The 10734-nt window shown below is 70.5% G+C and carries 9 protein-coding genes; 3 read left to right on the top strand and 6 right to left on the bottom strand.

All coding sequences use genetic code 11. From position 1 onward, the window contains the following. Nucleotides 1–62: 62 nt before the first annotated feature. Nucleotides 63–203 carry a hypothetical protein gene (locus DTQ71_RS23690; protein ID WP_170125525.1) on the bottom strand — a complete coding sequence of 47 codons (141 nt, stop codon included), beginning with the start codon at nt 201–203 and terminating at the stop codon, nt 63–65. A 200-nt stretch (nt 204–403) separates the two neighbouring features. Between DTQ71_RS23690 and prfB the strand changes: the two genes are divergently transcribed. Then, the gene (gene prfB, locus DTQ71_RS21085) at nt 404–1522 is read left to right on the top strand and encodes a peptide chain release factor 2 (protein ID WP_109566274.1); all 1119 of its coding nucleotides are present in this window, start codon (nt 404–406) and stop codon (nt 1520–1522) included. Here prfB and DTQ71_RS21080 read toward each other — a convergent pair whose 3' ends face one another. The 5 genes from DTQ71_RS21080 to DTQ71_RS21060 all read right to left on the bottom strand — a co-directional run bounded on the left by DTQ71_RS21080 (nt 1523) and on the right by DTQ71_RS21060 (nt 6236). Beyond that, nucleotides 1523–2776 carry a glycosyltransferase gene (locus tag DTQ71_RS21080; RefSeq protein WP_109566273.1) on the bottom strand — a complete coding sequence of 418 codons (1254 nt, stop codon included), beginning with the start codon at nt 2774–2776 and terminating at the stop codon, nt 1523–1525. Between the two features lie 118 nt (nt 2777–2894). Continuing rightward, nucleotides 2895–3413, bottom strand: a complete 519-nt coding sequence (locus DTQ71_RS21075) for a bactofilin family protein (protein ID WP_109566272.1) — start codon at nt 3411–3413, stop codon at nt 2895–2897. Next, on the bottom strand, nt 3403–4719 hold the full coding sequence (locus tag DTQ71_RS21070) for a DUF5930 domain-containing protein (RefSeq protein WP_109566280.1): 1317 nt from the start codon (nt 4717–4719) through the stop codon (nt 3403–3405). Before DTQ71_RS21070 ends, DTQ71_RS21075 begins: the two co-directional genes overlap by 11 nt. Nucleotides 4720–4942: 223 nt before the next feature. Next, nucleotides 4943–5752 (bottom strand): ferritin-like domain-containing protein, encoded by an 810-nt coding sequence (locus DTQ71_RS21065; protein ID WP_109566271.1) that lies wholly within the window; start codon nt 5750–5752, stop codon nt 4943–4945. Between the two features lie 19 nt (nt 5753–5771). Beyond that, entirely contained in the window at nt 5772–6236 is a 465-nt protein-coding gene (locus tag DTQ71_RS21060) for a peroxiredoxin (protein WP_109566270.1), read from the bottom strand. Between the two features lie 99 nt (nt 6237–6335). Between DTQ71_RS21060 and DTQ71_RS21055 the strand changes: the two genes are divergently transcribed. Both DTQ71_RS21055 and queA read left to right on the top strand, forming a co-directional pair. Next, nucleotides 6336–9617, top strand: coding sequence for an AsmA-like C-terminal region-containing protein (locus tag DTQ71_RS21055; RefSeq protein ID WP_109566269.1), 3282 nt, complete (start codon nt 6336–6338; stop codon nt 9615–9617). 9 nt (nt 9618–9626) lie between these two features. After that, nucleotides 9627–10682 carry a tRNA preQ1(34) S-adenosylmethionine ribosyltransferase-isomerase QueA gene (queA, locus tag DTQ71_RS21050; protein WP_109566268.1) on the top strand — a complete coding sequence of 352 codons (1056 nt, stop codon included), beginning with the start codon at nt 9627–9629 and terminating at the stop codon, nt 10680–10682. Nucleotides 10683–10734: the final 52 nt, after the last annotated feature.

The following is a 10734-nucleotide window of genomic DNA, read 5'->3' as shown; positions in this document are numbered from 1 at the left end:
ATCGGCTCGATCTGTCGAATGTTCAGCGCAGACGAATGCCGGAACTACCTCCGTCATGCAGGCTATGCGCCTACGTAAAGGTCCGCCGCTTTAGCCGCAAGCTCCGCGATATCCGCCTCGGCGGCGGCGATCTCCGTCGTCAGGCGGTCTTCGGGACTTCGCCCGGTGAGGGCGAAGTAGATCATCCCGATCAGCGCTAGCATGGCTAACGCGCCGGCGCCGAGCGTGACCTTGTCGATCCCGCCCCCGGAGTTGCCCTTGCCGCTCCTGTCGGTCTCCGCGTCACGTTTTCGCCCTCTGACAAGCTAGCGCGGCGTCATGGGCGCAAACGGACGGTCCGCACCGCGCCGCCTTGCCGCGCCGCCCGCCGCAGTCTAGGGACGGGCGACGAAAGGAGGGCGGGATGCGCGCCGAGGTTCAGAACAATATCGAGGCCATCGAGAAGTCGATCGCGCTGCTCAAGCAGCGGATCGATTGGGAGACGGCTGCGCATCGCCTGGAAGAGTTCAATGCGATGATCGAGGATCCGACTCTCTGGGACGATCCGGCGCGGGCGCAGAAGTTGATGCGCGACCGGCAGGCCCTGATGGACGGGATCGAGGGGATCGAAGCGCTGGTGCGCGACGTCTCCGACAATGCCGAGATGATCGAACTGGGCGAGATGGAGGACGACCAGGAGGTTGTCGCCGATGCCGAGGCCGCCATCGCCAAGCTGGTGGACGTGGCCGCCGAGAAGGAACTCGAGGCGCTGCTCGACGGCGAGGCGGATGGCAACGACACCTTCCTGGAGATCAACGCCGGCGCGGGCGGCACCGAAGCCTGCGACTGGGCCGAGATGCTGCAACGCATGTATCTCCGCTGGGCCAAGTCCCGCGGCTTCGACGCGGAGCTTCAATCGGAGGAGGCCGGGTCGGAGGCGGGGATCAAATCCGCCGCATACAAGATCAGCGGCAAGAACGCCTATGGCTGGCTGAAATCCGAGAGCGGGGTTCACCGCCTGGTCCGAATCTCGCCTTTCGGCAAGGGCACGCGGGAGACATCCTTCGCCTCGGTCTGGGTCTATCCGGTCGTCGACGACAATATCGAGATCGAGGTGAACCCGGCCGATATCCGCATCGACACCTACCGCTCCTCGGGCGCGGGTGGGCAGCACGTCAACACCACCGACTCGGCGGTCCGGATTACGCACCTGCCGACCGGGATCGTGACGACCTCGTCCGAAAAGTCCCAGCACCAGAACCGCGACATCGCGATGAAGGCCCTGAAATCGCGGCTCTACCAGTTGGAGCTGGACAAGCGCACCGCCGATATTAACGCCGCCCATGAGGCCAAGGGCGATGCGGGCTGGGGCAATCAGATCCGGTCTTACGTGCTGCAACCCTACCAGATGGTGAAGGATCTACGGACGGGCTACGAGACCTCGGATACGAGCGGTGTGCTGGACGGCGATCTCGATGGGTTGATGGCCTCGGTGCTGGCATCGAACGCTTCGGGCAAGTCGCGCTCGGACGCGGCCGGGTAGTCACCGCTCCAGGACGATGGACTCGAGCAGCCGGGCCGCCATGGCGGCCCCGTCTTCCTCGGTCAGGGCGCGTGCCCTATCGGCGGCGGCATCCCAGGGATAGGATTGCAGGAAGTCGCTCAGCAGTGTCGCACCCGCCGCGCCGGTGAAGCGCAGCACCGGCATGGTCACCGCCGCGCCCATCCGCTCCAGCCGCGCGGCGTTGTCGGGCTGATCCCCTCCGACCGGAAGAACAAGTTGCGGCCGCCCGGAGCGAAGCGCCTCGGCCGTGGTCCCGATGCCGCCGTGATGGACGATGGCGGCGGCCTGGGGGAAGAGCTCCGCATGGGCGCCGTAACGCAGCGGCAGCAGGTCTGGGCCTTCGGGCGCGGGCGCGTCTCCGTGGAGGAGCACGGCGCGCAGACCCATCGTCCGGGCCATCGCGGCGGCCTCCTGCCAGAAATCGTCCCGGCCCAGCCCCTGGGCGATGGAGCCGAGGGTGACGACCAGCGGGGCAGGGCCTTCCGAGATCCAACGGCGCACCTCCGGCGGCAGCGTGCCTTCGGGCGCCGGGGGGAAGCCCGCAAGCGTCAGCTTCGGGGGGGCATCTGCGGGCAGGGGCGAGAAACGTGGCGACCAGAGACCCAGGCGGAGCGGGACATCTGCCCCGTGGTCCAGAAGTGGCGTGCCCGGTTGGGGCGGCAGGCCCAGGCCCCGGCGCACTCGGGTCAGCGCGCGCCCGTGGCGCCAGCGCAGGACGCGGTGCGCGAGGCCGAGATAGGCGCGGTTCCACGCCAGCGCCCAGCCCTCGGCCGGGCGGCGCGTATAGCGGAAGGTGCCGCCTCTGGGCGGGTCCGACGGCGCGAGCGCCATGAAGGGCTGGAGGATCAGGGGGACATAGGGCGTGCCCGTCATCTCCGCCGCCAGCGACCCACCCAGCGCGAAGGTGGTCCCCGCGACGCAGCCCGCCCGATCGCAGAGCGCCGCGATCTCGCGCGCCATGTCCGGCAGCAGCGGCATGAGCGCGTCGCGGATCAGCGGGCCCGGATCCTTCAGCACGGCAGCCGCGATCTCGTCGCGGGTCAGGCCGAGCGCCGCGCAGACCTCCGCTTCGGAGGGGCCGATGGGAGTCGCCAGCAGCCCCCAACGCCGCGCCATCTCGCAATCGTCGGGAGAAAGCGCCAGCCGCGTCTCGATCCCCCGCGCTTCCAGCGCGCGGGCGAGCGAGAGGACTGGATAGAGGTCGCCGAGCGAGCCGATGGTCGTCAGTACCACTTCCGACCGGCGCGGAGACGGGATGCGCCCTTCAAGGCCCGGAAGACGACGAACCCCGCTCCATTGGAGGGGCGGGGTCCGAGATCGGTCTTCTCCGGTCACGAGAGCGGGGCGGGGTTCAGCCCTTCGGCGCCTCGGGCTTGGGCGCTGCGCCGGCGCCGGACTTCCCGCCGAGCGGGTCTTCCTGGCGCTGGACGGCGCCTTCGAAATGCGCGCCGGATTCGATGGCGATCGTCTTGTGGATAATATCGCCTTCGACGCGGGCAGTGGAGGTCAGGCGCACCTTCAGGCCACGCACCCGGCCCACGACGCGGCCATTGACGACGATGTCGTCTGCCACGACTTCGCCCCGGACGACGGCGGCTTCGCCGACGGTCAGCAGATGGGCGTGGATATTGCCTTCGATATTGCCCTCGACCTGGATGTCACCGGTGGTGGTGATGTCGCCCTTGATGGTCAGGTCGTTCGACAGGGTCGAGGCGGCGACCTTGGGCTTGGGCGCGGACATGCCGGATCCCATCTCCATGCCGGCAGGTTTCGAGGGAGGTTGCGACGGGGCGGCCCCTGCGGGCGTGCCCGGCTGCTTGGGCTTGTCGGCGTCCCCGCCGGGCTGGTTCAGCTTGGATTTAGAAAACATCTGCGCCTGCGTTCAAGAAGGTGACTGGGTTCAGGGCCTTGCCGTTCCGGCGGATCTCATAGTGGAGATGCACGCCAGTCGACCGTCCGGTGGTTCCCATACCACCTATGCGCTGCCCGCGCGAGACCCTTTGCCCGACGGTCACGTCGATGGAGTTCAGGTGGGCGTAGCGCGTCTCGAAGCCCAGCGGGTGTCGAATCTTGACCAGCTTGCCATAGCCCGAGAGCCATCCCGCATGGGTCACCGTGCCTTCTGCCGTCGCTTCGATCACGGATCCGCGGGGGCCGGCGAAATCGAGACCCGAATGCATCCGGCCCCAGCGCGGGCCGAAGCCCGAGGTGCGGCGATGCGGGCCGGGGACGGGATGCGCGAGCGGGAGGCTCTCGGCGGCGATGCGGTAGAGTTCGACCTCTTCCAGACGGTCCAGCAGGCGGTTGGCGCGGGCCGTGTCCTCGTCCGGGATGCCGGACGGGTCGCCGCGGGTGGAGATGATGATCGGCTCGAGCGGGCCGCCCTGGCCGGAATAGCCACGGCGGACCTGCTCCAAGATGGCGTCGGTCGAGATGCCGGAGCGAGAGAAGACTTTGTCCAGCGGCTCCAGCGAGACCTCCACGGCCTCCTCCAGACGGCGGAAGATGCGGTCGTTGCGCGCGGTCATGGCCGCGGCCATGGCCTCCATACGGTCGATCTCACCGTCGGCGCCGGCGGCCAGCGCGCGGGCCGAGTCCCGCTCCTTGGCGGTGTCGTCGAGGGCCGAGGCGAGGGCCGCGGCGGTCACGGCCGCGTCGGCATGCAGACGCTCGGCCCGGGCGGTCGCCTCGGGGGCGTCTTCCAGCTTGTCCAGAGCCGCGACCACGGCGTCGCGCGCCTCGTCCCGCTCGGAGATGGTGCGCCGCAGGGTCCGCTGGATCACCTCGATCCCGGTCTCCAACTCGCGGGTCCGCTGCTCGGAGGCGAGCAACTCCTCCTGCATCTTAGAAACTTCGTCGAGGGCGGTGTAGAAGCGAGCCAGCGCCTCTTCGGCGTCCCGCGCGCGCGCGTCCCGTTCGGAGGCCAGCGCACCGAGGCGGGCTTCGTAGGCGGCCTGGGCGTTGGCGGCCTGCTCGCGCGACGAGTTGGAACTGATCGCGCCGATCAGGAAGAAGGCCGTGACGACCGCGGTCCAGCCCAGAACCAGCGCGCCTCCGGTCAGGATGCCCGCCTGCGTGGCCGGGCGAAGGCGCACGAATCGTGTGCTGTCGTCGGATTTCAGGAAGAGTCGTTTTTCTGGCAGGACGCGCTCTAGTCGCGCGTTCAGCTTGTCCATCAAGCGCTGCTTCAAGACTGTTTCCCCGTTAAGTCTCGTCCGCTCTGCGGGGCCGTGAGGCGGCCCGGCGAACCCGTTCCCCAAGAGCACGGCGTGATGTCCCCCACGTCCATGCGCCGCTGTCTGTGACATGCGGGGCGGGGTCGAACAAGCAGCGGTCACGGAACCGGCGGAGTCGCGCGGGATTTGCGCAGATTCTCGCCGATCCGTCTCGGGGCTGTGGTCAGGCGGACTCGGTCAAGGGCCAGTAGAAATCCGGCGGCAGCCCGGCTTCCGCACGCTTCTCTTCGTTGAACGGTGGCTTGAGGGCGCCGTGAAAATGGCGCCGGACGAGGTCGTGAAAGACGTCCTTCGGGTCGAGATCGTGACGGCCGCAGAGGAAGTGGAACCACTTGGACCCATAGGCAACATGGCTCACTTCCTCAGCATAGATCGTTTCCAGGGCGGCAACGGCCTGCTCGGCCTTGGCGCGGCGGAAGATGTCGATCATGCCGGGGGTGACGTCGAGGCCCCGGGCCTCCAGCACCATGGGCACGACCGCGAGACGGGCCATCAGATCCTGCGCCGTGTCCTCGGCGGCGCGCCACATGCCGGCATGGGCGGGCAGGGCGCCATAATGGCTGCCCTCCGCCTCCAGGCAGTCGGCCATCAGGCCCCAATGCTTCGATTCGTCGTCTGCGGCCCGCACCCAGTCGTCATAGAAACCGGGCGGCATGGGGATATGGGCGAATCGGGCGATGACGTCCCAATGCAGGTCGACGGCGTTGAGCTCGATATGGGCGACCGCATGCAGCAATGCGATGCGCCCGGCCGGGGTGCCCGGCTTGCGCCGGGGCACGTCCCTTGGATGGAGCAGCTCCGGCCGGTCCGGGCGTGCGGGGCGATCCGGCGGCTCGGCCGTGCCGATCTCGGGGAGGACGCCCTCGGCGCGCGCGGCCAGCCAGGCGGCGGCGTGGCGGCGCGACAGGTCGGTCTTGGCGCGCGGGTCGGCGGTGGTCAGGACCTCCGCCGCCATTTGAGCGAGGGGCGTCATGCCGGCGCGGCCTCCGGCCTCACCCTTTCACCGCTTCGAGCACGGCCTCGGCATGGCCCGGCACCTTCACCTTGCGCCAGACCTGCTGGACGGTGCCGTCCGGGCCGATCAGGAAGGTCGCCCGCTCGATCCCCATGCTCGTCTTGCCATACATGTTCTTTTCGACCCAGACGCCGTAATCCTCGCAGGTCGTCCCCTCGGCGTCCGAGGCCAGGATCACGCCCAGCTCGTGCTTGGCGATGAACTTGTCATGCTTGGCGACGGTGTCCTTGGAGACGCCGATGACCACCGCGCCCGCCGCTTCGAACTCGGCCCCGAGCCCGGTGAAGGCGATGGCTTCCTTGGTGCAGCCCGGCGTGTCGTCGCGCGGGTAGAAGTAGAGCACGACCTGTTTCCCCTTCAGCTCCGCCAGAGAGACGGTGCCGCCGCCGTCGCGGGGCAGGGTGAAGTCGGGGGCAGGGCTGCCTGCGGTGATCTCTGACATGGCTCTCTCCGGTGCGGTGATGCGTTGAACGCTGATGGCGGTGGACTTGGAACCCGACCCACCCCAGGTCAAGATGAACTGGCCCGAACCGGAACCGCGATGCCGCTATCCCTCAGACGACCGATCCTCCTGCTGGCCCGGCTCTTGCTGGTGCTGGCGGTGGTTGTCGTCGGTCTTGCAGGGGGCACCGCTTACCGCCTGACCCGGGGGCCGATCGCGCTTCCGGCTTGGATGGTCGCGCAGGTCGAGGCGCGGGCGGAGCGGGGGCTGGCCCCGGCCACGCTGGAGATCGGCGAGATCGCCCTGGCCTGGGACGGCGCGGCGCGGGCGCTGCGGCTGGGCGCTTTCGATCTGGCCTTGGCGCGGGACGGCGCGGCGTTGGTGACGCTGCCCGAGGCGCGGGTGACGGTGGACGGGGCCAACCTTCTGCGCGGGCGGGTGCGCCCCCGGGAGGTGGACCTCGCCGGGCTGGCCCTGAACGTCGCGCGGGATGCGGAGGGACGGTTCTCGCTGCAACTCGGCGCGGGCGGCGGCGCGCTGCCGCGCGACCCGGCGGAGGCGCTGGCGCTGCTGGATGCGGCCCTCGCCGCGCCCGCCATCGCGGAGCTGGACAGTGTGCGTGTCTCGGGGATCACCCTGCGGCTGAGCGATGCGATCACCGGGCTCGCGCAGGACGTCACTGACGGCACGCTGGCGCTGCGGCGCGACGGGGCGGCCGTCGCGTTGACGCTCGACACGCGCCTGCCGGTGGGGCCGGGCCGAGCGGCGGGCCTGTCCCTGCGGCTGACGCGCGGGGAGCGGGCGACGGCGGAGGCGTCCTTGGACGGCCTTCCGCTGGGGTATCTGGCCGAAATCCTGCCGGGCGTTCCCGCGTTGCGCCTCGCGCGAGGCGAGGTGTCGTTGCGCGCCGGCGGCGAGATCGGTGCCGATGGGCGGCTGGGTCCGCTTTCCGGTCGGGCGGAGCTGCGCGACGCGATTCTGGTGGATCGGCCCGACCTGCGTCTGGACCGTGCGACGCTGGCGCTGGACTGGGAGCCGGGCAGCGACCGGATCATGCTGTCGGAGATCGCGGCGGGCTCGCCCGAGCTGTCGCTGCGCGGCGCGGGGCAGGTCATCCTGGAGGACGGGGCGACCGGGCCGGTGCAGCTGCAATTGCGCCTGGGCGAGACTGTGCTGGACCCCGAGGGGGTTTTCGAGCGCCGTGTCGCCTTCGATCAGGGCGTGATCACGGCCCGGTTGACCCAGACGCCTCTGGCGCTGCGCATCGGTCAGGCCATGCTGACCGGACCCTCCGGCACGGCGCGGCTGTCGGGCCGCGTGGCCTTTGCGCCGGGCGGGCTTGAGGGCGGGGTGCGCCTGGAGGTCCCCGAGATGCCGGTGGAAGATCTCAAGGCGCTCTGGCCGCCCGATCTGCGCCCGGGCGCGCGGCGTTGGTTCGTGACCAACATGATCGGCGGCACCGCGACCGACGCGGTCGGCGCGCTGCGCTTCGCCCCCGGCCGTCCGCCGGACGTTCAGGCCAGCTTCGCCTATCGCGAGGGACAGGTCCGCTTCATGCGCCATATGCCGCCCGCTGAGCAGGCGAGCGGCGCCGCGCAATTCGATGGCCGCCGCCTGGCGATGCGGGTCGATGCCGCCGCGATCCCCGCGCGCGGTCCCGACGTGGACGTGACCGCCGAGACGCCCCGCCTGCTCATCGCCAGTGCGGATTTCGTCATCCTGGATGCCACTGAGCAGCCCCTGCGCGCCGAGTTTGAGATGCGCGCGGGGGGCGAGATCGGCGACATCCTCACCTTGTTAGACAACCGCCCGCTGCGCCTGTTGGAGCGCGTGAGCCGGGACCGGAGCCTGGCCACTGGGCGCGGCGAGGCGGTGGTCCGGGTCGCCCTGCCGCTGCGCGATGGCAATGCGCCCGCCGATATCGACTGGTCCGTGCGTGCAATCCTGCGGGACGTAGAAAGCGACAAGGTGGTGCCGGGCCGCCGTCTGGCCGCGCAGATGCTGACCATGACCGCCGATCCCGAGGCGGTCGAGATCGGCGGCGCCATGACTTTCGAGGGCATCCCCTTCGAGGGCAGCTGGCGCCAGCCGCTGCCCCCGCGCAGCACCGAGCCGATCGTGCCGGGCGCGCCGCCCGGACCTCCGGGCCCGCCGGCCGGGCCGGGGCGAGTGGCGGGCACGGCGCGGGTCGCGCCGGAAGATTTGGCGCGGCTCGGGATCGATCTGGGCGCCTTCGATCTGTCGGGGCGCACGGCCGCGCAGCTGGAGGTGACGCTGGAGCCCGGCGCGCCGCCGCGGCTGTCGCTCACATCGGACCTGACCGGGCTGGCGGTGGGCCTGCCCGCGATCTCCTGGTCGAAGCCGGCCGGGCGGGCGGCGGCTTTCGCCCTCGACGCAGTGCTCGGCAGCGCGCCCGAGGTCACGCGGGTCGCGCTCGACGCGCCCGGCCTGTCCGCGTCGGGGCGGGTGTCGCTGCGACCGGGCGGTGGCCTGGATCAGGCGCAGTTCCAGGCCGTGGACACGGGCTGGTTCCGCGGGCCTCTGACCCTGACCGGCCGCGGCGCGGACGCATCGCCGCGGATCTCGATCGGCGGCGGGGAGGCCGACCTGCGGCGGGCGCTGCTGGTCGGCGGGGACGGAGGCGGCGGTGAGGGCAGCCCGCTGGACATCGCCCTGGACCGGCTGACGATCACCGAGGGCATCGCCCTGACCGGCCTGCGCGCCAACCTGCGCGGCGGGGCCGGGGAGTTCACCGCCGCGATTAACGGCGGCACCGCGATCGAGGGTGTGCTGGCCCCCCAGCAAGGCGGCACAGCGCTACAGGTGCAGGGCGGCGACGCGGGCGGCGTGCTGCGATCGGCGGGGCTGTTCCGGGATGCGCGGGGCGGGCGGCTGCAATTGACGCTCCGACCGACCGGGCAGCAGGGCGTATATGACGGCGCGCTGCGGATCGCCGACCTGCGGGTGCGCAACGCGCCCGCGCTGGCCTCGCTGCTGCAAACCCTGTCCGTCGTGGGCATCCTGGAGCAGCTGACCGGCGAAGGTCTGGCCTTCACCACGGTCGAGAGCGATTTCACCTTGCGGCCCGGCGATATCGTCGTGCGCCGGGCCAGCGCCGTCGGTCCCAGCATGTCGATCACCGCCGACGGGACGTATGACCTCGCCGCCAAGACCATGGACCTGGAGGGGGTGGTGTCGCCGATCTATCTGGTGAACGGCCTCTTCGGCGCGTTCTTCTCGCGGCGCGACGAGGGGCTTTTCGGCTTCACCTACCGCCTGCGCGGCCGGGCCGAGACGCCTGAGGTGGAGGTCAATCCCCTCTCGATCCTCACGCCCGGCGTGTTCCGTGAGATCTTTCGCAGGCCCCCGCCGGGAGAGTAAAGGGCGCGCATGAAGCTCACCGATTTCGATTTCGACCTGCCCGACGACCTGATCGCCACGCGCCCCGCCGCGCCCCGCTCCTCGGCGCGGATGATGGTGGTGCAGCCCGACCGGACGACCGATGCCCGCGTGACCGACCTGACCCGGTGGCTGCGGCCCGGTGACCGGCTGATCCTGAACGATACCAAGGTCATCCCCGCCCGGCTCGACGGGGAGCGGGTGCGAGAGACGCGCGACGGGTCGGGCCGGGCGCGCTGCGAGTTCACCCTGCTGGAGGCGCGCCCTGACGGCGCGTGGCGCGCGCTGGGCAAGCCGCTGCGCAAGCTGCGCGAGGGGGACCGGATCGAGTTCTCCCACGGGCTGACCGCGCGCGTGGCGGGCAAGGACGAGACCGAAGTCGTGCTGGCCTTCGACGGGGAGGGCGAGGCGCTGCAAGCGGCGCTCGACGCGGCCGGGCAGATGCCGCTGCCGCCCTATATCGCCGCCAAGCGCCCGCCCGACGCCCGCGACCGGGAGGATTACCAGTCGATCTGGGCCCGCCATTCGGGTGCGGTCGCGGCTCCCACGGCCAGCCTGCATTTCGATGCCCCCCTGCTCGAGGCGCTGCGGGCGCGCGGCGTGGCCTTCTCGGAGGTGACCTTGCATGTGGGCGCGGGCACCTTCCTGCCGGTCAAGGTCGAGGATGTGACCACCCACCGGATGCATGCCGAATGGGGCAATATCGACCCTGAGGTGGCGGAGGCCATCGCCCGGACCAAGGCCGAAGGGGGACGCGTCATTCCGGTCGGCACCACCGCCCTGCGCCTGATCGAGACGGCCGCGCGCGGCGGGGCCATCGCGCCGTTCCGCGGCGAGACCGACATCTTCATCTATCCCGGCTTCACCTTTCGGGCGGCGGACGGTCTGATCACCAACTTTCACCTGCCGCAGAGCACCTTGCTGATGCTTGTCTCGGCGATGATGGGGCGCGACCGGATGCTGGCGGCCTACGCGCATGCCGTGCGGGAGCGCTATAGGTTCTTCAGCTACGGGGATGCGTCGCTGCTGCTGCCCAACGGGGCATAAAGCGGCGCGCACCCTTCCGATGGTGGGCGCGTCGGGCGCCGGTCTTCACAGC

Origin of the sequence: Jannaschia seohaensis, assembly GCF_900116765.1 — a bacterium.
GTDB classification, from domain to species: domain Bacteria; phylum Pseudomonadota; class Alphaproteobacteria; order Rhodobacterales; family Rhodobacteraceae; genus Jannaschia; species Jannaschia seohaensis.
The sequence above is the reverse complement of the archived record's forward strand: the minus strand, read 5'-3'. Positions and strand labels throughout refer to the sequence as shown.